Origin of the sequence: Enterobacter cloacae complex sp. AR_0002 (genome assembly GCF_001922365.1) — a bacterium.
Taxonomy (GTDB): domain Bacteria; phylum Pseudomonadota; class Gammaproteobacteria; order Enterobacterales; family Enterobacteriaceae; genus Enterobacter; species Enterobacter hormaechei_C.
On sequence record NZ_CP018814.1, the window covers coordinates 4,406,819 to 4,427,719 of the forward strand.

Consider the following 20,901-nt stretch of genomic DNA (forward strand, 5'->3'; position numbering starts at 1 on the left):
TATTATCGCGCGCAAATTGTGAATCTTTCTGGAGTCAGGAATGAAAGTAACACTGCCAGAGTTTGAACGTGCTGGAGTTATGGTTGTCGGTGATGTGATGCTGGATCGCTACTGGTATGGGCCGACCAGCCGCATCTCTCCGGAAGCACCGGTACCGGTGGTAAAGGTCGACACCATTGAAGAGCGTCCCGGTGGCGCGGCAAACGTGGCGATGAACATAGCCTCTCTGGGCGCACATTCGCGTCTGGTTGGCCTGACCGGCATTGACGATGCGGCGCGTGCGCTGAGCAAGTCGCTGGCGGACGTGAATGTGAAGTGTGACTTCGTTTCTGTTCCGACCCACCCAACCATCACCAAGCTTCGCGTGCTGTCGCGTAACCAGCAGCTAATCCGCCTCGACTTTGAAGAAGGGTTCGAAGGCGTTGATCCCGAGCCGCTGCACGAGCGCATTAACCAGGCGTTGGGCAATATTGGCGCGCTGGTGCTGTCCGACTACGCGAAAGGCGCGCTGGCGAGCGTGCAGACCATGATCCAGCTGGCGCGTAAGGCCAGCGTACCGGTGCTGATCGACCCGAAAGGCACCGATTTTGAGCGCTATCGCGGCGCAACCCTGCTGACGCCAAACCTCTCTGAATTCGAAGCGGTGGCGGGCAAGTGCAAAACTGAAGAAGAGCTGGTTGAGCGCGGCATGAAAATCATCGCTGATTTCGAGCTGTCTGCGCTGCTGGTGACCCGTTCCGAGCAGGGCATGACGCTGCTGCAACCGGGCAAGGCGCCGCTGCATATGCCAACCCAGGCGCAGGAAGTGTACGACGTGACCGGTGCCGGTGATACGGTGATTGGCGTGCTGGCGGCGACGCTGGCGGCGGGTAACTCCCTGGAAGAAGCATGCTACTTCGCGAACGCCGCGGCGGGCGTGGTCGTCGGTAAACTCGGGACCTCCACCGTTTCGCCAATTGAGCTGGAAAACGCGGTGCGTGGGCGTGCGGATACCGGCTTTGGCGTCATGACCGAAGACGAGCTGAAAGTGGCCGTTGCCGCCGCGCGCAAACGCGGTGAAAAAGTGGTGATGACGAACGGCGTGTTCGACATCCTGCATGCGGGCCACGTGTCGTATCTGGCGAATGCGCGCAAGCTGGGCGACCGCCTGATTGTGGCGGTCAACAGCGATGCCTCAACCAAACGTCTTAAGGGTGAAACGCGTCCGGTTAACCCGCTGGAGCAGCGCATGATAGTGCTCGGCGCGCTGGAAGCGGTGGACTGGGTGGTCTCATTTGAAGAAGACACCCCGCAGCGCCTGATTGCCGGAATTTTGCCTGACCTGCTGGTGAAGGGCGGTGATTACAAACCAGAGCAAATCGCAGGTAGCGAAGAGGTCTGGGCGAATGGCGGTGAAGTGATGGTGCTCAACTTTGAGGACGGGTGTTCAACCACCAACATCATTAAGAAGATCCAGAAAGACAGTCAGTAAAAAACGGGCCAGTTGGCCCGTTCGTTTTTCACCCTCTCCCTGTGGGAGAGGGCTGGGGTGAGGGCATCAGGCCGCACTTATGCCTGGTCATCCACCGGTGGAATAGCTGGCGCTGGCTTCACTTCTTCCGGCGCATTGCGGCTCTCCAGCTCGCTCAGACGCTGTTCCAGCAGCGCCAGCTTCTCGCGGGTGCGCAGCAGCACCTGAGTCTGCACATCAAACTCTTCGCGGCTGACTAAATCAAGGCGAACCAACTGTGCCTGCAACGTCTGGCGGATTTTCTTCTCAACGTCATCACCAAACTCACGAATACCTTTCGGCATGGACTCATGAACCTGACGCGCGATCTGCTCAATTTTCTTTGGGTCAATCATTGTCGTTTCCCTTGATGAAAAGGTGTTAGTGCCTATTGTAGCGCGTCATGCCGTGGGTTAAACAAAATTGTTTGAAGCTTATGCATTGCCCAGGGTAATCAATAGCGTTATAGTTATCTCGCTTATTCTCAGGGCGGGGCGAAATTCCCCACCGGCGGTAAATCAGCTTAACGCTGAAAGCCCGCGAGCGCTTTGGGTGAATTCTCAAAGGTCAGCAGATCCGGTGTAATTCCGGGGCCGACGGTTAGAGTCCGGATGGGAGAGAGTAACGATCCAGTCGGGCATGGCCCGCTCACGTTATTTTTTTGCCGCTAGTACGGCGCTCCTAAGACTGCCCTGATTCTGGTAACCATAAAGTTAATGAGGTTTTTTTACCATGAATCAGACGCTACTTTCCTCTTTTGGCACTTCAACTCAACGTGTTGAACATGCACTGGATGCACTGCGCGAAGGCCGCGGTGTGATGGTGCTTGACGATGAAAACCGTGAAAACGAAGGCGACATGATTTTTGCCGCCGAGAACATGACCGTTGAGCAGATGGCGCTGACCATCCGTCACGGTAGCGGCATCGTATGCCTGTGCATCACCGAAGACCGTCGCAAGCAGCTTGATCTGCCGATGATGGTTGAAAACAACACCAGCGCCTTTGGTACCGGCTTCACCGTGACCATTGAAGCAGCGCATGGCGTAACCACCGGTGTGTCGGCGGCTGACCGCCTGACTACCGTGCGTGCAGCGATTGCTGATGGTGCGAAACCATCCGATCTGCACCGCCCTGGTCACGTCTTCCCGCTGCGCGCGCAGCCGGGCGGCGTGCTGACCCGTGGTGGTCATACCGAAGCGACCATCGATCTGGTGACGCTGGCTGGCTTCAAACCCGCAGGCGTGCTGTGCGAACTGACCAACGATGATGGCACCATGGCGCGCGCGCCGGAGTGCATCACCTTTGCGCGACTGCACAATATGCCAGTGGTGACGATTGAAGATCTGGTTGAGTACCGCCGGGCGCACGAGCGCAAAGCCAGCTAAACATGCTGATGTGAAAAAGCCGGGGAAACCCGGTTTTTTTGTTTCTAGTGGTAGTTAATTTTGAACAGTACCACGGTTTCAAACGGCCCGGACTGAATCGCTTTCCCTTCTTCCCGTGAAAGTTCAGCCGTGTAGTTTTGCTCAACATTCATCGTATCGCCCGTAAAATCGGCGTACTCCTTGTACTGGTTGAAGGTGTAAGGCTCCGTTCCGTTAAGAATACGCAGCTTTAACCCATTCCCTATCAGTACCGCCGTGTCGTCTGCGCTAAGCGTTTCGGTTGTGTAAAACGACGAGTCCATCTTAAATCCGTCCGAGCATTGGGCATCCTGCACTTTGGTGGTTCGTATTGAAAACGTGCGCATACGCGTCTGCTGATTCACAATGTCGCGCGCGCTGAAGGCGCCGAAGTCGATCTCCTGATTTTCAGGGAAAATGCTAAACGTCGCTCCGCAATCAAGCACCGTAATGTTTTGCAGTCCGTTGATGTGATACTTGAGGTTCTTCGCGTCGGCCATCTGATTAACGCCACCCTTACCGTCAAACTGCACAACGATGTAATCGCTGAGCGAACTGATATAGCCATGTGGCGGCATAGTCTTAATTCTCACGAAAAGTCGTAATCGGGCGACGAACGTGCGCGTAATGTGGATATCATCCGGATTGCCAGAGCAGATGCGATTCTCCCAACCCATCTGGCGGATTTGATCCGGGGTGTAAATGGTGATGTTATCGTTGTCCAGGCACTGGCGGGTATCCACGCCGTTGGGCTGGCCTGTGGCATCGTAATCTATGCCTTCATAGGTGACGCCCAGTTCATAATAGGGATCGGTTGCGGCAGGATAAGGGTTTACCCAGGCAAAAACATCTTCCGGCTTGAAACCGCTTGTGACGTTATTGTCACACGTCACCGGAATTTTAATGTCATCAGACTCCCATATTTTTTGGCCAACCTGAGCGTTGCTGGGTATGGCAAAAGGGGAGATCGTTTTTGTCTCCTCGACGGGGCCGCCAGATCCACCCAGATAGCAGTTGAGCGCCAGCGCTTCTTTCAAAGGCAGCGCTGTAAGCAGCAATGTAAGCAGGAAACTAGTGAGCTTTCGCATCTTTATCGATTTTCCGTTCGTTAAGCTTACATTGCGCCGTTCCGGTGCACTGTACGTCGACTTTTTTCAGTGCGCCGTAATCGTCGATGTAGCCGATGCTGTAATAACTACCGTGGTAATCGCCGGTAGAGGCGGTTGCCGTGGCGAAAGGCGCAATCATCAGACTGTCAAAACCCGGCAGCATGGTTTTGGCATTTTTGCTCAGCCACGCCAGCGTGATGTAGTACGGCGTAGGGTTGTGGACCGTGAGCCCTTTCGCGTTGGCGGTAATTTCCATACGCATTTCAGTCAGTTCGCCAGATTTTTTGCGAATCGCTTCCGGACGCCAGAAGAGCTTAATTCGGCTCTGCATGGCAACCTGCATCACGCTGCGCTCCTCGCTGGCGCTGGTGCTTTTAGGCGGTACTTCACGCAGGTTGAAATAAAACAGCGATTCCCTGTCTTTTGGCAACTGGCGGGTAGCGGCTTGTTTAACAATTCTTACCTGCGACGAGGCGCCCGCTTCGATACGTTGAATGGGGGGAAGCGCCATAAAGTGCACATCTTCTTTTTGCCCCTTTTCATCTTCAATCCAGGAGAGCGCCAGATAAGGCAGCGCCTTGCTCTGGTTGTCCACTTTCAGGCTGCTGGCCTTGTCGCTTTCTGGAAAAACAATGCGCGTGCGGTCCAGGTTAATGGCCGCGTGGGCGGTAAATGTTGTGCTGATCAGCATCAGGCACAGGCTTTTAATCGGCGTTAATTTCATGATGATTTCTTACTGGCACGGCAGTATCAACTGCATACTGTTTTCTAAGTGAGAAGGTAACGAGAAGCGACACTGTTGGTTGTCGCCCCATGTCACGCGAAACTGCTGTTCTGGCTCAACGGCGCCGAGCCAGACGCGGCCTTCATCGGCCACCATCCCAACCTGTAAATTGCTTTCATCCAGGCGAACAATCGCCCCGAGTGGTGGTGTTCCTGACGACATCCGCAAAACGCCTGTTACGTCCTGACCTGCGCGCGTGGCAATCTGACGATAACCAATGGCCCCCTCAGTCCAGGTTGAGGTCACGACGCGGTTGTCCACGTCCACGCCATCCGGAAGGTTGTTCATATTGACCTGCACGCTGGAGGGGGAATAGCTGGAGAATGACGGTAAAACGCCGATGCCAAAACGGTTAGTTTCATCGCGCGACATGTTCAGCGGGATATGGCCTACCCCGTCGGTGCTGACCATTACGCGGGGTTCATTACCGTAACTGCGCCGGTGCAGCGCGGCGCCTTTCGCCGTTGAGGTGAAGGAACCGCTCCAGCTCGCGCTGAGGGAGTTATATTCGTTAGCTTTATAGCTGCCGGAGAGATTGAGATCGCCGTACGCAGAATAATGCTGATAATTCCCGCTGACCTGCGCGCCGGAATCTGGCTTCCCGCTCTCCGTACCTGCGGAAACGCCCCAGGTATTATTGCGATCCGACGTGTCATACCACGACACGTTATGGCTCAGCGTGTCGCTGTTACGCAGGTCATAGTTAAGTCGATGATCGGGATCGAGCGGTACGCTGAGCGAGAGATAAAACTGAGTATCGTCATTTTCGTCTTCCTCCTCGTAATGCGTTTTACTCCAGGACAGGGTTACGCCAAGGTTCTTCCAGCGACCTATATCAAAGTTGTAGCCCGCCGTGATGCTGCCGGTCGTGGAGGGTGAATCATTCCACCATGTCTGACGCAGCATATTGACGTACAGGTTCAGGGATAACGCTGAAATGTACTGGCTTGCCGTCACGCTCAGGGTTTGTTTTTCCGACTGGCGGTCACCGTTGTCATAATCCAGGTAGCGGGCGTAGCTCAAAAACTGTGGGTCTGAGTAGCGGTAGCTGGCGAGCGTAAGCTGACTGCCGGTGGTATCGAAACGCTTGCTGTAGTTAATGCGATAGCTGTAACCCGTCTGGCTGCGCTGGTGTGGCAGCTGGCTGGTAGCCTGCGTGACGTCAAAAGAGAGCGCCCCCAGCCAGGCCATATTCTGGCCGATCCCGGCAGCGACGGAACGATAACGGTCGCCATCGGCCAGCGTGCCGCCATACAGAGAGGTGTGCGACAGCATGCCCCAGGAAAATTCGCCGCTCATGAAGGCATTATCTTCAACATCATGGGAGGCGCCCTGGCGCGCTTTACCCGCCGCGAGCTTATAGCGCACCTGGCCCTTGCGCGTTAAAAACGGCACGGATTCAGCCGAGACCTGGAAGGTGTTGACGCGTCCGTCTTCTTCCGTGACTTTGACGTCCAGCGTGCCCTGAACCGACTGGTTAAGATCCTGAATAACAAAGGGTCCTGGTGGCACTTTACTCTGGTAAATCACGCGATCGGCAAGGCTTACGGCCACGGTGGCGTTGGTTTGTGCTATTCCGGTAATCTGTGGGGCATAGCCGCGCAGCGACCATGGCAGCATACGTTCATCGCTGATTAGCGATGCGCCGGTGTAGGTGAAGGCGTCAAAAATGGAGGACTGGAAATCCGTTTCACCCAGCGTCAGTTTCGCACCGATCGAGGGCAGAGGGCGGAACATATACACGCGTGAAAAACGGCCATTCTGCTCTGAGCCTGCTTCAGTATCGCTTCGCGTGTACTGGTAATCGCTTCGCAGGCGCCACGCGCCCATGTTCGCACCGGCGGTACCATAGGTATTGGCGTTGTCATTGCTGCCGCTGCTATTGGGCTGATAATGGCTGGCAAAAAGATTGTAATCCAGCAGTACGCCTGGCACGCCGTTGTCCCAGGTGGATGGCGGCATCCAGTCAACCGCACGGTATTGCAGCCACGCCTGGGGGATCGTTACTTTCAGGGTCTGGCTGCCTTGCTCAAAAATAAATTTGATGTCTGGTCTGGTGGCGAAATCAACGCATCCCTCTTTTTCCGGCAAAGCGTGACGAACGTCATCCTGCAATGCTAATGTATCGGCCAGCTCGGGGGGAATACAGACCTGAACTGCGTTATTTATTTCTCGCCAGCGAAGCTGCCAGCCATTTGCCAGCGGAATATCATTAACTGAAACCGTAACGAAATAGCTTCCCGGCGTAACCGATATTTGATCTTTAAAACGTGATAAATCGACGCTGCCGCGCTGATCTTTATCGATGGCGTTTATATTAAATTCAGTGGCAGAGGCAACTATCGTCATTAACAGGGACGCAATGATGATTATCCATTGTACTTTGTATGTCATCATCCTGTTACTCGAATAAATAAAGAGTGCCGACCGGCATGGATTGCCAGTCGGCTGATACCGTGACGTAACGGAATTATTTGTACATCAGGACGTAGTTAGCCGTGGCTTCAACCTGGCCTGCCGTCGCAGTTTTACCTGTTGGGACTTCCATAACCGCTTTGAAATGCAGCGTCTGGGTGGTTGAACCCGCCAGCAGATCAAGCACGTTTGGCTGACCAAGTGTGATGTTGCCTTCCGCGTTATCCAGCAGACGGACGCCCACGTTCTGCGCACCGTTTGCAAAGGTGTTGCTCATCAGGCTGGTATCCGTCGCATCTGTCGCTGCGCTGGTAAAGGTCACTTCCACTTTAGTAATTGGCGTGTCGGTTTCGTCTGCCGGATCGTCAAGCTGGCAGTTTTCCAGATTGATATCGACCGGAACCGGCGTGGATTTTTTGTTGGCGTTGATAACGGCCGTAGTCACTTCACCCAGGTCGACTTCTTTATCAACGCTGTCTGGAGCGATGCTGCATGGTGCGTCAATAACCACGCCTTTGAATTTGATTTTGCCTGAGCCTTGATCATCAGCAAACGCAGAACCCGATACAATGGCAGCCATAGCTGCCGCTAACAGCAATTTTTTACCCATATACATGAAAATATCCTTTTTCAGATTGATTCGTAATGTGAATATTAATTTCAGAATACTCGCAAAGTATACGGATTGGGGCGGGGAGACGCGATTAACGTGACTTAAATATATTTTTAGATGGTTTTAATTAATATTTTCAGGCTATCTGAAGAGGCTTCTTTTTTCGGGGTTTTAATAGATTTATATTTTGTGGGTTATTATATGTAAAATATATAGGATTGTTTTTTTGAATAATATAAAGCCTCCGTATAAAAACGGAGGCATTAATTCTTAGCCAATACCTGCCGTTTGCAGCAGAACCAGGCTCATCCCCATCACTGACATTCCACACAGCACGCCGTAGCTTGGGTTATTGTTGGGATCGATCTCTTTTGCCAGCGGCATCAGCTCATCGACAGAGAGCGCGACCATAATCCCGGCCACGGCAGCCATAATTGCAGCCATTACAACCGGGGATACGAGGCTACCGAGGATCAGCCACGCCAGCACGCCGCCGAGAATTTCAGCCATGCCGGAGATACCTGCCCAAAAGACAGCTGTACGTTTTGAACCCGTGGCGGCATAAACGGGCCCGGCAACGGCAAGTCCTTCAGGAATATTGTGCAAAGCCACGGCCAGCGCCACACCAAAACCTATTTCCAGGTTGCTGCTGGCCGTGACATAGGTGGCGATACCTTCCGGAAAGTTATGCAGGCTGATACCCAGCGTCAGCAGAATGGCCGTGCGTTTGATATTTCCCGGAATGGGGGTAACGCTTTTTTGCATTAAATCCTGCGGGTGCGCGTGAGGAAGAATACGGTCGAGTGCAAAATAACCCAGCAGGCCAATGATAAACATGCCATAGCCCAGAACAGGCGACATCCCTTCGGTGTGAAGCGCGGCGGGCAGCATCTCCATCAGCGAGATAAGCAGCATGATCCCGGCGGCGAAACCCAGCGAGAAGGCCAGCAGGCGATTAGAGGGTTTTTGCCCGAGTACCCCGAGGAACGCACCGATAAAGGTTGCGGCGCCCGCAAGTATGGTCAAAATCAACGGTACTGACATGCATTCTCCTTAAGCGATATCTGGCATTCAAATTTCCTGATGATGATCTTCACGGTTATCTGCGTTCATCTTCACCTGAATGCGCGTAATGTAGGCCTATCACATTGACACCTCCTCTAAGGATATCACCATGTCTTCTTCTCGTATGCCAGCACTGTTTTTAGGCCATGGCAGCCCAGTGAACGTCCTGGAAGATAACGTCTATACCCGCGCCTGGCGTCAGTTGGGTGAGACGTTACCGCGTCCGAAGGCAATTGTGGTGGTCTCTGCGCACTGGTTTACCCGGGGTACCGGCGTGACGGCCATGGAAACGCCAAAAACGATTCATGATTTTGGCGGCTTTCCGCAGGCGCTGTATGACACGCATTATCCTGCGCCGGGCTCCCCTGAGCTGGCGCAGCGGCTGGTTGATCTGCTTGCCCCTGTTCCGGTTGCGCTGGACAAAGAAGCCTGGGGCTTTGACCATGGCTCATGGGGGGTGTTGATCAAAATGTATCCGGATGCCGATATTCCGATGGTACAACTGAGTATCGACAGCACCAAACCAGCTGCCTGGCACATGGAGATGGGGCGTAAGCTGGCTTCGCTTCGTGATGAGGGCATCATGCTGATAGCCAGTGGCAACGTGGTACACAATCTGCGTACGGTACGCTGGCACGGTGAAAATACGCCGTACCCCTGGGCAACAGCCTTTAATGACTATGTAAAAGACAACCTGGCCTGGCAAGGGCCGGTCGAACGGCACCCTTTGATGAACTATCTGGAGCACGATGGCGGTTCGCTCTCTAACCCGACGCCGGAACACTTCTTGCCATTGCTGTATGTATTAGGCGCATGGGACGGTCAGGAGGTTATTACAACCCCGGTCGACGGCATTGAGATGGGGAGTTTGAGTATGCTGTCGGTGCAGGTGGGGTAAACACATGCCCGGTGACGCTGCGCTTACCGGGCCTACGCTCGACATGTAGGCCGGGTAAGGTGAAGCCGCCACCCGGCAAGTCTTACTCGACGAAAATATGCGGGTAGAAACGTGACAGATCCTGCGTAATCAGCGCGCGATCTTCGCGAATGCCAATCCCGGCAGGCTGATCGTTAATAAGCCAACTGCCGATCAGCGTATAGCTGTCGCCAAACTTCGGCAGTTGATAAAACGCCTGGACGATCATCCCTTCTTCACCGTACGGCCCTTCAACTGCTTCCAGCGTTTTACCGTTTTCGATAATCGAGACGTTTGCCCCTTCACGGGAGAAGATTGGCTTAACGACGTATTTCTCCATCGGTGGGAAATCATCTTCGGCAAAATAAGCAGGCAGCAGGTTCGGGTGATTCGGGAACATCTCCCACAGCATCGGCAGCAGGGCTTTATTGGAGATAATGCTCTTCCAGGCTGGTTCCAGCCAGCGCACGCCAGCGTCTTCCAGTTTGGTAGAGAACATTTCCCGCAGCATGTATTCCCACGGATAGAGCTTGAACAGGTTGCTGATCACCTGATCCTGCATGTCCGTAAACTGACCTTTTTCACCTAAACCGATATCTTCGATATAGAGAAATTCCGTCGCCACTTCCGCTTCGGCTGCGCAGTCCTGCAAATACTGAACCGTACCGCGGTCTTCTTCGGTATCGCGGCAGCAGGCGAGGTGCAACAGGTTGAAACCGTGCTGTTCTCGCAGTTCGACGAAACGTTCAATCAGCTTTTCCTGAAGGCTGTTGAACTGATCGCTGCCTTCCGGCAAGTTTCCGGCATTCGCCTGATCTTCCAGCCAGATCCACTGGAAGAACGCGGCTTCGTACAGGGAGGTTGGCGTATCTGCGTTATTTTCTAAAAGCTTCGGTTCACCCACGCCATCCCATGCCAGATCGAGGCGAGAGTAGAGCGAAGGCTGGTTCGTTTTCCAGGACTGACGAACAAAGCTCCAGGTGTGCTTCGGAATGCGGAATTTGGTCATCAGCTCATCGCTGTCGATGACTTTCTCAACCACCTTCAGGCACATCTGGTGCAGCTCTGCGGTCACTTCTTCAAGCTTTTCGACCTGAGCAAGCGTGAGCTTATAGTAAGCATCTTCACACCAGTACGGCTCGCCGTACATGGTGTGAAAGTTGAAACCGTATTCGGTGGCTTTTTCGCGCCAGTCCGGGCGCTCGGCAATACTGACTCGTTCCATGATCAGCCGCCCATTGAGCGAGTTGAGGAGCCGGTCGCACTACGCTGCATGGTGGTTTGTTTGGCAACAGACTCACCGAAGCCGCCACGGGTAATGGTGCTGGTGGTGGCTGGTTTCGGCGCCATTGCGGTTTTCGGTACGGTCATCGTACGGCCAGGCGTTGCAGCACCGTAACCCTTGCCGGTGGCATCGGTGTATTTCCCGTAGGCCGGGCTGTTCGGGTTTTTGGAGCTAAACAGCGGCTGCTGCTGGTAGCCCGCACCGCCGCTCATCAAACGGCCCATCATATAACCCGCCATCAGCGGCATCCAGAAGCTGCCGCTGGACTGTGCCTGCGCCTGGTTTTCCGGTGCCATACCCGCCTGAGCAGGTGCCTGCTGGCACTGGCCTTCACCGAATTCGGCTACACAGTCTTCGCGTGAGGCATATTTCGGCGCGGTACGTTCCGCTTCTTTCAGGGCGTTGTTATACGCCGTCGTACACTCAGCGGCTTTACCGGTTGCGCTCGCGCAGTCGTCGGCGTTTTGATACAGCGAAACCGTTTCGTCGTTTTGCTCACAGCCTGCCAGCATAAAGACGGCGGTGACCGCCAGCGCGACAGGTGTCAGGTGGCGTGCGTTCCAGCTTTTGCGGAACGACGCGTGATTCATCGTTTTTGTCCGTTTCATATTTGTCTTCCAGGACCCAGTGGTAATAACGCTCAGGATAGAGGATGAGTGGTTGAAAATGAAGCGACGAGGGGCGAAATCCGGGGGATCTTTACGTTGGCTTACGTTCGGGGGGGGATTAATGTGCTCCCTCTCCCTGTGGGAGAGGGCTGAGGTGAGGGCATCAGGCCGCAGTGGGCCTGATGACACGCTTAATTGCGGAACGGATTCGTGCCGCTGCTGGCAGGTGAGGTGCTACGCGCTGCCGCTGGCTGTGCAACCGGGGTGCTGCTGTTAGCGGTGAAATTATCCACGGCGGCATCCTGCTGTGGATTTTCCGGCGCGACGCTGTCAGGCGACGTGGAAACCGGTTTGCCCAGCGTGCTGTTCAGCATTTGCAGATCCTGCTCGTTCAGCGTACCCAGCGCCTGCTTGATGTTCAGCTGGTTGATCAGGTACTGGTAACGCGCACTGGAGAGCTGCTGTTTCGCGTTGTACAGCGTGGTCGTTGCGTCTAACACATCAACGATAGTACGCGTACCGACGGAGTAACCCGCTTCCATCGCGTCCAGAGAGCTTTGCGCAGAGACAACGGCCTGTTTATAGGCGTTGATGCTGCTGATGGACGCGTTCACGTTGTTGAAGGAAGAACGCACGGTCTGGACCACGTTGCGGTGCGCGCTTTCAAGCTGCTCGCTCGCGCCTACGAAGTTGTACTGCGCCTGCTTAACCTGAGAGTTAACCATCCCGCCCTGGTACAGCGGCAGAGAGAAGCTGAGGCCCACTTTGTTCTGGCCCATATTGTTGTCGTCATACTGGGCAGTGTTGGTTTTAGAACCGCTGTAGCTGGTATCCGATACGCCGGTAGAGGCGCTCAGGCTCAGGGTTGGCAGGTGACCATCCTGTGCAAGACGGATCTGCTCGCGCGCCAGGTCCTGGCTCAGGCGTGCCTGCAGCAAGGTCAGGTTGCGGTTTTCCGCCTCTTTCAGCAGGGCGTTAACCGCCTGCGGCTTGTCTGTTTTGAAGCTGTCTACGTTCAGAGAGGCCAGCTCAGGATAGTAGTTACCGGTGACCTGACGCAGTGCTTCCAACGCGTTGTCGAGGTTGTTACGTGCGGTCACTTCGTTAGCCAGTACGGTATCGTACTGTGAACGGGCGTTCTGCACGTCAGTGATCGCAACCAGACCCACATTAAAACGCTGGGTGGTCTGATCTAACTGACGATAAATCGCCTGTTTCTGCGCTTCGGTGAAGGAGAGGGCGTCAATCGCGCTCAGTACGTTGAAGTAGGCGGTCGCGGTATTCAGGATAAGCGTTTGCTGATCGGTCTGATAGGTGACATCCTGAATGCCGGCGCTCTTTTCCTGCAAGCTCAGCTCACGCCATTTGGACATGTCGAACAGGGTTTGCGTTAACTGTAAAGAGGCGCTGGTGGCATTCGAGTTGATGCCGTTATTATCGCGAAAACCGTTAGTGTAGGTATAATCTGCACCTAAGCCTAACTGCGGCAGCAGTGGACTACGTGCTTCGTTAATCTTTTCAAACGCAGCATCACGATCGGCCGCTGATTTACGTAAATCAGGGTTGCCCAGACGTGCCTGCTGGTAGACCTGTAACAGGTTCTCTGCCTGGCTCATTGCACTGAAGCCCGTCAGGCTCAGGCCGATAAGGATGGGGAGCAATTTCTTCATTTGCATTCCTTGTTGTGAAGCAGTATTAGCGCTGATCTAATTAAAAATAATTGCCGATTCTAACAGAATCATCCACACCAAAAGGTTGGCGTAACGTGCCATCTGGCGGTAATTTGCTCCAATCTACCATATAGCCATACAAACGGCAGCCAAACAGCCTTGAAATTCACAATTTCATCACCATTGCTACCAGGACTCGACCGATGCAAAAACCAGAAAACGTGCCTGTCACCTTCGCCAAAAACGATGTAGAAATTATTGCACGAGAAACGCTTTATAGCGGTTTTTTTTCAATGGAACTTTACCGTTTCAGGCATCGTCTGTTTAACGGTGAGATGAGCGGTGAAATCAAACGCGAAATTTTTGAGCGCGGGCATGCGGCTGTGTTGCTACCCTATGACCCAGTGCGTGACGAAGTTGTGCTGGTCGAGCAGGTGCGTATTGCGGCTTATGATACAAGCGAAACGCCGTGGTTGCTGGAGATGGTGGCCGGGATGATCGAAGAAGGTGAGTCGGTCGAAGACGTCGCTCGCCGCGAGGCGCTGGAAGAGGCGGGCCTGGTGGTTGGCCGGACGAAGCCGGTGTTGAGCTACCTGGCAAGCCCGGGTGGGACAACGGAACGTTCATCTATTATGGTGGGCGAAGTGGACGCCACGACAGCGGAAGGGATCCATGGTCTGGCAGATGAAAACGAAGATATTCGGGTTCATGTGGTGAGTCGGGAGCTGGCTTACCAGTGGGTAGAAGAGGGGAAAATCGACAACGCAGCGTCTGTCATCGCTCTGCAATGGCTACAGCTGCATTATCAGACATTACGACACGAGTGGAAAAAATGAAGCGTTATACACCTGACTTCCCAGAAATGATGCGCCTGTGCGAAACCAATTTCGCCCAGCTGCGCCGCCTGCTGCCGCGAAACGACGCGCCCGGCGAAACGGTGAGCTATCAGGTGAGCAACGCGCAGTATCGGTTAACGATAACAGAATCAACGCGCTACACTACGCTGGTGGAGATTGAGCAAACGGCGCCGAGCATCAGCTACTGGAGCCTGCCGTCGATGACGGTACGTCTTTATCATGACGCGATGGTCGCTGAAGTGTGTTCAAGCCAGCAGATCTTTCGCTTTAAAGCGCGGTATGATTATCCGAATAAAAAGTTGCATCAACGCGACGAAAAGCATCAAATTAACCAGTTTTTAGCCGACTGGCTAAGATATTGTTTAGCACATGGAGCAATGGCGATTCCGGTTTGTTAGCGTCATAAACCTACCTAAGGACACCATTTGGAAAGCCTGTTGAACCTGACTGTTGCTGGTGGGGCGCCAGTCAGGATATTACAAATCACCGACACCCACCTTTTTGCCGAAAAGCATGAGACGCTTCTGGGCGTGAACACCTGGGAGAGTTATCAGGCGGTTCTTGACGCGATCCATGCTGAAAAGCGGCCATGCGATCTGATCGTCGCGACGGGCGATCTGGCGCAGGATCAATCCTCCGCAGCCTATCAGCATTTTGCTGAAGGGATTGCGAGCTTTAGCGTGCCTTGCGTCTGGCTGCCGGGCAATCACGATTTTCAGCCCGCGATGTACAGTTCGCTTCAGGATGCGGGGATTTCACCGGCAAAATGTGTCTTTGCGGGGGACCAGTGGCAAATTCTGCTCCTCGACAGTCAGGTGTTTGGCGTTCCGCACGGTGAGTTGAGCGACTATCAGCTTGACTGGCTGGAGACAAAACTGGCCGCCGAACCGAATCGCAATACGTTGCTGTTACTGCATCATCACCCGCTGCCGGCGGGCTGTAGCTGGCTCGATCAGCACAGCTTACGCAACTCTGCGGCGCTGGACGGCGTGCTGGCGAAATTCCCGCGCGTAAAAAATTTGCTGTGCGGTCATATTCACCAGGAACAGGATCTCGACTGGAACGGTCGACGTCTGCTCGCGACGCCCTCTACCTGCGTGCAGTTTAAGCCGCACTGCGCCAACTTTACGCTGGATACCATCGCACCGGGCTGGCGCTGGCTGGAGCTGCATGCCGATGGCTCGCTGACCACCGAAGTTTGCCGTCTGGCCGGGGCACAATTCCGCCCGGATACCGCTTCGGAAGGCTATTGATGTCGACGCTTCTCTATCTGCATGGGTTTAACAGCTCACCGCGTTCGGCGAAAGCGACGCAGCTTCGCCAGTGGCTGAGCGCGCATCATCCCCACGTGGAGATGATTATTCCGCAGTTGCCCCCTTATCCGGCGGATGCGGCAGAGATGCTGGAATCGCTAGTGCTGGAACACGGCGGCGAATCGTTTGGCGTTGTCGGGTCGTCGCTCGGCGGCTACTACGCCACCTGGCTGTCGCAGTGCTTTATGTTGCCCGCTGTCGTCGTCAACCCGGCGGTCCGGCCATTTGAGATGTTAAGGGACTTTCTTGGCGAAAACGAGAACCCCTACACCGGCCAACAATATGTGCTAGAGTCACGCCATATTTACGATCTCAAAGTTATGCAGGTCGACCCGCTTGAAGCGCCCGATCTTATCTGGCTGCTGCAACAGACGGGAGATGAAGTGCTGGATTACCGCCAGGCAGTGGCGTATTACGCATCCTGCCGCCAGACTGTAGAAGAGGGCGGTAACCATGCTTTCACGGGCTTTGAAGATCATTTCACCCAGATTGTCGATTTTCTTGGACTGCACAGCCACTGACAATCAATGCGAATTGCTAGCTTAAATCATGACGCAAACCTATAACGCTGATGCCATTGAGGTACTCACCGGGCTTGAGCCGGTTCGCCGCCGCCCGGGGATGTACACCGATACGACGCGCCCAAACCACCTGGGCCAGGAAGTAATTGATAACAGTGTGGACGAAGCGCTGGCAGGCCATGCCAAACGCGTGGACGTTATCCTGCACGCCGATCAGTCTCTGGAAGTCATCGACGACGGCCGCGGCATGCCGGTAGATATCCACCCGGAAGAGGGTGTTCCCGCCGTTGAGCTGATCCTCTGTCGTCTGCACGCGGGCGGTAAGTTCTCCAACAAAAACTACCAGTTCTCCGGCGGCTTGCACGGCGTGGGGATCTCCGTGGTTAACGCCCTGTCAAAGCGCGTGGAAGTGAACGTCCGTCGCGACGGCCAGGTGTATAACATCGCGTTTGAAAACGGCGAAAAAGTGCAGGATTTGCAGGTCGTCGGGACGTGCGGTAAACGCAACACCGGCACCAGCGTCCACTTCTGGCCTGACGAAAGCTTCTTCGACAGCCCACGCTTTTCTGTTTCCCGCCTGACGCACCTGCTGAAAGCCAAAGCGGTGCTGTGCCCGGGCGTGGAAATCACCTTTAAAGACCACGTTAATAATACCGAACAAACCTGGTGCTACGCCGATGGTCTGAACGACTACCTGTGCGAAGCGGTTAACGGCCTGCCAACCCTGCCGGAAAAACCGTTCGTCGGGAATTTCGAAGGCGATACTGAAGCGGTGGACTGGGCGCTGCTATGGCTGCCGGAAGGCGGCGAGCTGCTGACCGAAAGCTACGTTAACCTGATCCCCACTATGCTCGGCGGGACCCACGTCAACGGCCTGCGTCAGGGGCTGCTGGATGCGATGCGCGAGTTCTGCGAATACCGCAACATTCTGCCGCGCGGCGTGAAGCTGTCGGCGGAAGATATCTGGGATCGCTGCGCCTACGTGCTTTCCGTGAAAATGCAGGATCCGCAGTTTGCCGGTCAGACTAAAGAGCGCCTGTCGTCACGCCAGTGTGCGGCGTTCGTCTCCGGCGTGGTGAAAGATGCCTTTACCCTGTGGCTGAACCAGAACGTTCAGGCCGCGGAAATGCTGGCTGAAATGGCGATCTCCAGTGCCCAGCGTCGTCTGCGCGCGGCGAAGAAAGTGGTGCGTAAAAAGCTGACCAGCGGCCCCGCGCTGCCGGGCAAGCTGGCGGACTGTACCGCGCAGGATCTCAACCGCACCGAGCTGTTCCTGGTGGAAGGAGACTCGGCAGGCGGATCGGCCAAGCAGGCGCGGGATCGTGAATATCAGGCGATCATGCCGCTCAAGGGTAAGATCCTCAACACCTGGGAGGTCTCGTCTGATGAAGTGCTGGCCTCGCAGGAAGTACACGACATCTCGGTTGCGATCGGTATCGATCCGGACAGCGACGATCTGAGCCAGTTGCGCTACGGCAAGATCTGCATTCTCGCGGATGCGGACTCCGATGGCCTGCACATCGCCACGCTGCTCTGTGCGCTGTTTGTGAAGCATTTCCGCGCGCTGGTGAAAAACGGTCACGTCCACGTGGCGCTGCCGCCGCTGTACCGAATCGACCTCGGCAAAGAAGTTTACTATGCACTGACGGAAGAAGAGAAAGCGGGCGTGCTGGAACAGCTTAAGCGCAAGAAGGGCAAACCGAACGTTCAGCGCTTTAAGGGGCTGGGTGAGATGAACCCGATGCAGCTGCGTGAAACCACGCTGGATCCGAATACCCGCCGTCTGGTGCAGCTGACCATCAGCGATGAAGATGAACAGCAAACTAACGCCGTGATGGACATGCTGCTGGCCAAGAAACGTTCTGAAGATCGACGTAACTGGCTACAGGAGAAAGGCGACATGGCGGATATAGAGGCCTGATACACGCTGTCTTTTTGCCGGGTGGCGGCTGCGCCTTACCCGGCCTACTTAACCCGTAGGCCCGTGCAAGCGTAGCGCCGCCGGACAAGAAATGCAGCTCATCACGATGAATGGTTTTTCCGGTACTGCAACGGCGTCTCGCCAATCCCCTTTTTAAACGCGCTGATAAACCACGTCACGTCGGAAAATCCCGCCTGTGCGGCAATGTCACGCACGCTCGAATCAGTGTGGAGTAAACACTCGCACGCCTTACGCAACCTTAGCGTGTTCAGGTAGTCGTGAATTTTTTCGCCTGTTTCCGCATGGAATCTTCGCGATACGTAACTGCGCGATTTACCCAGCTCTGCAGCCAGCGCATCCAGACGAAATTTCTCCTGATAATGCTCGTCGAGCCAGATCATGACCTGGCTGGCGATCCCCTGGCTGTTGCCCGGCTCGCCGTCGCGATCGTCGGGCAGCATCGCGAACAGGCCGATCAGCAGGCTGGCGATGCTCTCGCCGTTCATCGGCGGTTTATAGCAGCTAAACAGATGGTCGATATGGTGGTGACAGTGGGCTAAATCGGCGACCCACGCTTCGCCGCCACGGCGTGACAGCTGCTCCAGGCGCTGCCGGGTCTGGGGAAAATCCCGCAGGATCTTCAGCACCGCGTGCTGGTCGAGATGAATAATGGTGCGGCGGTAAATTGCCTCCGCCTGTTCGTCCACCATGACCTTGTGCAGCGTAAAAGGCGGGAAGAAAAACAGTCGTCCGGGGCGCATGGTGTAGTGACGATTATCGACAATCGCCACGCCAAAGCCCTCTTCCACATAGAGGATCTCCAGACACTGATGCCAGTGATGGTAGCGCACCGTATTGGCAAACAGGCGGCTGAACGAGGCCACGGTATCGTTCAGGGCGATCAGTTCCAGAAGGTCGGTTGTCGGCGTGTCGTGCATAGTGCAATAAAACTCAACTTTTTCCCGTCTGATCGTCTTTATAAACCTCCTTTTTAAATTTTCTCAACTGGAGGTTTATTCATCGTTCATGCCTGTGACACGGCTAACATTTCTGCACCTTGCGGATTCACTATGCTTTGCCGCAGTTGATTACGAGGGCGAACCGATGTGGGCGGCAAACAAAGAAAAATCAAATCCGTTGTCTTCACGCCAGGAGGTAGTGGCGTCGTTGAATGCACTTTTACAGGCGCTGGACACGCAATTTCCGGCGAACCGTTCACGATTCCCGCTGGGCGACACCTGCGCCCATTACACAGCAGATATTGCGCAGATGGAGGGACTTTCCCGCGCGCTGTGGGGGCTGTTTCCGCTGATGGCGTCCGGCGAAAGCACGCCGTTCAGCGAGAAGTACCTTACTGCCATTAAGCTTGGTACCGACCCGCAAAGCAGCGGTTACTGGGGTGAAACCGGCCCGTACGATCAGCGTCTGGTGGAGATGGCGGCCTACGGTCTGGGGCTCGCTCTGCTGGGAGATAAACTCACCGCGCACTTTACCGGTCGCGAGGTGATGAACCTGCACGCGTGGCTCAACCAAATCACCGACGCGCAGATGCCGGACAGCAACTGGAACTATTTTGCCATTATGGTTCAGCTAGGCTTTAAGCGCGCCGGCCTGCCGTACGATCAGGACGCCATTGACCACCGCTTTGCGCTGATGGACGCCTACTACCTCGGCGACGGCTGGTATTCCGACGGTCCCGGCCGCCCGAAAGATTACTACATCTCCATGGCTTTCCATTTCTACGGCCTGATTTACGCCACCCTGAGTAACGACGAGGCGAGGGCGAATGTGCTGCGCGAGCGCTCGCGCCTCTTCGCGGAAGACTTTATCTACTGGTCCGCCGCCGATGGCGCCTCGGTGCCGTTTGGCCGCAGCCTGACCTACCGCTTTGCCATGGTTGCCTTCTGGAGCGCGGTGGCCTTTTCTCAGCTGGACGTCTTCACCCCGGGCATCGTGAAAGGCATTGTGCTGCGGCATCTGCGCTGGTGGCAGCAGCAGTCGATTGTCGATCGCGACGGCATTCTCACCCTGGGGTTTGCGTATCCGAACCTGGCGATGTGCGAGGATTACAACTCCCCCGGTTCACCGTACTGGGCGCTGAAAACCTATCTGATCCTGGCGCTGCCGGAAGCACACCCGTTCTGGCAGGCGGAAGAACAACCGCTGCCCGCGCTTGCTGAAAAACATGTGATTCCGCATGCGCAGCAGATCCTGATGCATTCGAAAGATTCGCAGCACGTCGTCATGCTCACCGCCGGTCAGCTGGAACTGAACAACTACGTCAACACCGAAGCGAAATACACCAAATTTGCCTACTCCAGCCGCTTCGGATTCACCCTTGAGCGCGGGCGTTTTGGCCTGAAGCATGCCGCCTGCGATTCCATGCTGCTGCTGGCGGACGGAGATGACTATTTCCGCGGTCGTCGCGAGTGCGAAGAGGTTCGGGTGGATGAAAATTACATTTTCTCGCGCTGGTCGCCGTGGCGCGACGTGCAGATTGCGACCTGGCAGATCCCGTTCGGGGAGTGGCACCTGCGCCTGCACCGTATCAACAGCACGCGCACTCTGCAAACCGTCGAGGGCGGCTTTGCGGTGATGAAAACCGCCCACCAGGTGCGCGAACGCGGTTGTTATCTGTTGGCTGAAAACGGCAGCAGCGTCATTGTCGATCTTTCGGCGATCATTCAGCGCCAGCCAGACAGCATCGTCACGCCGCCGAACAGCAGCATTATGTTTGCGGAGTGCGCCTCCATTCCGCTGTTAAAAGCTGACCTCCCGCAAGGGGAAAGCTGGCTCTGTTGCGCCGTCCTGGCTGGCGGAAGACAGCCTGCTGCGGCGACGCCACAACTGAATATAACCCATAACCAGGTCGTTATTAGCGAACCCGGAAGCGAACGTAAGCTGTCGTTCACATTATAAAAATCTGGCCCT

General features: G+C 55.1%; 19 protein-coding genes and 1 riboswitch. Of the genes, 9 read left to right on the top strand and 10 right to left on the bottom strand.

Going from position 1 to position 20,901, the window contains the following annotated elements:
- Positions 1-40: 40 nt before the first annotated feature.
- Positions 41-1,471 carry a bifunctional D-glycero-beta-D-manno-heptose-7-phosphate kinase/D-glycero-beta-D-manno-heptose 1-phosphate adenylyltransferase HldE gene (gene hldE, locus AM329_RS21880; protein WP_003862540.1) on the top strand — a complete coding sequence of 477 codons (1,431 nt, stop codon included), beginning with the start codon at positions 41-43 and terminating at the stop codon, positions 1,469-1,471.
- A gap of 77 nt (positions 1,472-1,548) precedes the next feature.
- Here hldE and ubiK read toward each other — a convergent pair whose 3' ends face one another.
- Positions 1,549-1,845 carry a ubiquinone biosynthesis accessory factor UbiK gene (ubiK, locus tag AM329_RS21885; protein WP_000566823.1) on the bottom strand — a complete coding sequence of 99 codons (297 nt, stop codon included), beginning with the start codon at positions 1,843-1,845 and terminating at the stop codon, positions 1,549-1,551.
- Between the two features lie 120 nt (positions 1,846-1,965).
- Positions 1,966-2,116: riboswitch (FMN riboswitch) on the top strand.
- 105 nt (positions 2,117-2,221) lie between these two features.
- Between ubiK and ribB the strand changes: the two genes are divergently transcribed.
- The gene (ribB, locus tag AM329_RS21890) at positions 2,222-2,875 is read left to right on the top strand and encodes a 3,4-dihydroxy-2-butanone-4-phosphate synthase (protein ID WP_015571897.1); all 654 of its coding nucleotides are present in this window, start codon (positions 2,222-2,224) and stop codon (positions 2,873-2,875) included.
- Positions 2,876-2,919: 44 nt separating this feature from the next.
- Here the strand turns inward: ribB and AM329_RS21895 are convergent, their stop codons facing one another.
- The 5 genes from AM329_RS21895 to zupT form a co-directional block, all read right to left on the bottom strand.
- Positions 2,920-3,981: a fimbrial protein gene (locus AM329_RS21895; RefSeq protein ID WP_032607922.1), complete on the bottom strand. Its 1,062-nt coding sequence runs from the start codon at positions 3,979-3,981 to the stop codon at positions 2,920-2,922.
- Positions 3,965-4,726 (bottom strand): molecular chaperone, encoded by a 762-nt coding sequence (locus AM329_RS21900; protein WP_023323755.1) that lies wholly within the window; start codon positions 4,724-4,726, stop codon positions 3,965-3,967. The genes AM329_RS21895 and AM329_RS21900 overlap by 17 nt, the downstream gene beginning before the upstream one ends.
- A gap of 9 nt (positions 4,727-4,735) precedes the next feature.
- Positions 4,736-7,180, bottom strand: a complete 2,445-nt coding sequence (locus AM329_RS21905) for a fimbria/pilus outer membrane usher protein (RefSeq protein WP_032607921.1) — start codon at positions 7,178-7,180, stop codon at positions 4,736-4,738.
- A gap of 76 nt (positions 7,181-7,256) precedes the next feature.
- Complete coding sequence (locus AM329_RS21910; RefSeq protein WP_003862529.1) at positions 7,257-7,817, bottom strand: fimbrial protein; 561 nt, start codon at positions 7,815-7,817, stop codon at positions 7,257-7,259.
- 267 nt (positions 7,818-8,084) lie between these two features.
- On the bottom strand, positions 8,085-8,858 hold the full coding sequence (zupT, locus tag AM329_RS21915; RefSeq protein WP_023314868.1) for a zinc transporter ZupT: 774 nt from the start codon (positions 8,856-8,858) through the stop codon (positions 8,085-8,087).
- 130 nt (positions 8,859-8,988) lie between these two features.
- Between zupT and ygiD the strand changes: the two genes are divergently transcribed.
- Positions 8,989-9,777, top strand: coding sequence for a 4,5-DOPA dioxygenase extradiol (ygiD, locus tag AM329_RS21920; RefSeq protein WP_032607920.1), 789 nt, complete (start codon positions 8,989-8,991; stop codon positions 9,775-9,777).
- 82 nt (positions 9,778-9,859) lie between these two features.
- Here ygiD and AM329_RS21925 read toward each other — a convergent pair whose 3' ends face one another.
- From AM329_RS21925 to tolC, 3 genes are all read right to left on the bottom strand, one after another.
- Positions 9,860-11,020, bottom strand: a complete 1,161-nt coding sequence (locus tag AM329_RS21925) for a glutathionylspermidine synthase family protein (protein ID WP_023314866.1) — start codon at positions 11,018-11,020, stop codon at positions 9,860-9,862.
- Between the two features lie 2 nt (positions 11,021-11,022).
- Positions 11,023-11,688 carry a DUF1190 family protein gene (locus tag AM329_RS21930; RefSeq protein WP_003862522.1) on the bottom strand — a complete coding sequence of 222 codons (666 nt, stop codon included), beginning with the start codon at positions 11,686-11,688 and terminating at the stop codon, positions 11,023-11,025.
- A gap of 191 nt (positions 11,689-11,879) precedes the next feature.
- The gene (gene tolC / locus AM329_RS21940; protein WP_032607919.1) at positions 11,880-13,358 is read right to left on the bottom strand and encodes an outer membrane channel protein TolC; all 1,479 of its coding nucleotides are present in this window, start codon (positions 13,356-13,358) and stop codon (positions 11,880-11,882) included.
- 203 nt (positions 13,359-13,561) lie between these two features.
- Between tolC and nudF the strand changes: the two genes are divergently transcribed.
- Genes nudF through parE form a run of 5 tightly spaced genes read left to right on the top strand, consistent with a single transcriptional unit; the run spans position 13,562 to position 17,970 of the window.
- Positions 13,562-14,194 carry an ADP-ribose diphosphatase gene (gene nudF, locus AM329_RS21945; protein ID WP_003862517.1) on the top strand — a complete coding sequence of 211 codons (633 nt, stop codon included), beginning with the start codon at positions 13,562-13,564 and terminating at the stop codon, positions 14,192-14,194.
- Positions 14,191-14,613 carry a DUF1249 family protein gene (locus AM329_RS21950; RefSeq protein WP_003862516.1) on the top strand — a complete coding sequence of 141 codons (423 nt, stop codon included), beginning with the start codon at positions 14,191-14,193 and terminating at the stop codon, positions 14,611-14,613. The genes nudF and AM329_RS21950 overlap by 4 nt, the downstream gene beginning before the upstream one ends.
- A 27-nt stretch (positions 14,614-14,640) precedes the next feature.
- A complete protein-coding gene (gene cpdA, locus AM329_RS21955) occupies positions 14,641-15,468 on the top strand; it encodes a 3',5'-cyclic-AMP phosphodiesterase (protein WP_023314864.1) in 828 nt (275 codons plus the stop codon).
- Positions 15,468-16,049: an esterase YqiA gene (gene yqiA, locus AM329_RS21960; protein ID WP_032607917.1), complete on the top strand. Its 582-nt coding sequence runs from the start codon at positions 15,468-15,470 to the stop codon at positions 16,047-16,049. Before cpdA ends, yqiA begins: the two co-directional genes overlap by 1 nt.
- A 28-nt stretch (positions 16,050-16,077) precedes the next feature.
- Entirely contained in the window at positions 16,078-17,970 is a 1,893-nt protein-coding gene (gene parE / locus AM329_RS21965; RefSeq protein ID WP_003862513.1) for a DNA topoisomerase IV subunit B, read from the top strand.
- Positions 17,971-18,071: 101 nt separating this feature from the next.
- On the opposite strand, the gene AM329_RS21970 is transcribed toward parE, so the two are convergent.
- Positions 18,072-18,908 (bottom strand): AraC family transcriptional regulator, encoded by an 837-nt coding sequence (locus tag AM329_RS21970; protein ID WP_032607916.1) that lies wholly within the window; start codon positions 18,906-18,908, stop codon positions 18,072-18,074.
- Between the two features lie 166 nt (positions 18,909-19,074).
- Here AM329_RS21970 and AM329_RS21975 point away from each other — a divergent pair, with 166 nt between their 5' ends.
- Positions 19,075-20,889, top strand: coding sequence for a DUF2264 domain-containing protein (locus AM329_RS21975; protein WP_032607915.1), 1,815 nt, complete (start codon positions 19,075-19,077; stop codon positions 20,887-20,889).
- Positions 20,890-20,901: the final 12 nt, after the last annotated feature.

Bases quoted from the DNA above. Each gene is read 5' to 3' on its own strand.
- hldE (WP_003862540.1), top strand. From the start codon at position 41: ATGAAAGTAACACTGCCAGAGTTTGAACGTGCTGGAGTTATGGTTGTC.
- ubiK (WP_000566823.1), bottom strand. From the start codon at position 1,845: ATGATTGACCCAAAGAAAATTGAGCAGATCGCGCGTCAGGTTCATGAG.
- ribB (WP_015571897.1), top strand. From the start codon at position 2,222: ATGAATCAGACGCTACTTTCCTCTTTTGGCACTTCAACTCAACGTGTT.
- AM329_RS21895 (WP_032607922.1), bottom strand. From the start codon at position 3,981: ATGCGAAAGCTCACTAGTTTCCTGCTTACATTGCTGCTTACAGCGCTG.
- AM329_RS21900 (WP_023323755.1), bottom strand. From the start codon at position 4,726: ATGAAATTAACGCCGATTAAAAGCCTGTGCCTGATGCTGATCAGCACA.
- AM329_RS21905 (WP_032607921.1), bottom strand. From the start codon at position 7,180: ATGACATACAAAGTACAATGGATAATCATCATTGCGTCCCTGTTAATG.
- AM329_RS21910 (WP_003862529.1), bottom strand. From the start codon at position 7,817: ATGTATATGGGTAAAAAATTGCTGTTAGCGGCAGCTATGGCTGCCATT.
- zupT (WP_023314868.1), bottom strand. From the start codon at position 8,858: ATGTCAGTACCGTTGATTTTGACCATACTTGCGGGCGCCGCAACCTTT.
- ygiD (WP_032607920.1), top strand. From the start codon at position 8,989: ATGTCTTCTTCTCGTATGCCAGCACTGTTTTTAGGCCATGGCAGCCCA.
- AM329_RS21925 (WP_023314866.1), bottom strand. From the start codon at position 11,020: ATGGAACGAGTCAGTATTGCCGAGCGCCCGGACTGGCGCGAAAAAGCC.
- AM329_RS21930 (WP_003862522.1), bottom strand. From the start codon at position 11,688: ATGAAACGGACAAAAACGATGAATCACGCGTCGTTCCGCAAAAGCTGG.
- tolC (WP_032607919.1), bottom strand. From the start codon at position 13,358: ATGAAGAAATTGCTCCCCATCCTTATCGGCCTGAGCCTGACGGGCTTC.
- nudF (WP_003862517.1), top strand. From the start codon at position 13,562: ATGCAAAAACCAGAAAACGTGCCTGTCACCTTCGCCAAAAACGATGTA.
- AM329_RS21950 (WP_003862516.1), top strand. From the start codon at position 14,191: ATGAAGCGTTATACACCTGACTTCCCAGAAATGATGCGCCTGTGCGAA.
- yqiA (WP_032607917.1), top strand. From the start codon at position 15,468: ATGTCGACGCTTCTCTATCTGCATGGGTTTAACAGCTCACCGCGTTCG.
- parE (WP_003862513.1), top strand. From the start codon at position 16,078: ATGACGCAAACCTATAACGCTGATGCCATTGAGGTACTCACCGGGCTT.
- AM329_RS21970 (WP_032607916.1), bottom strand. From the start codon at position 18,908: ATGCACGACACGCCGACAACCGACCTTCTGGAACTGATCGCCCTGAAC.
- AM329_RS21975 (WP_032607915.1), top strand. From the start codon at position 19,075: ATGTGGGCGGCAAACAAAGAAAAATCAAATCCGTTGTCTTCACGCCAG.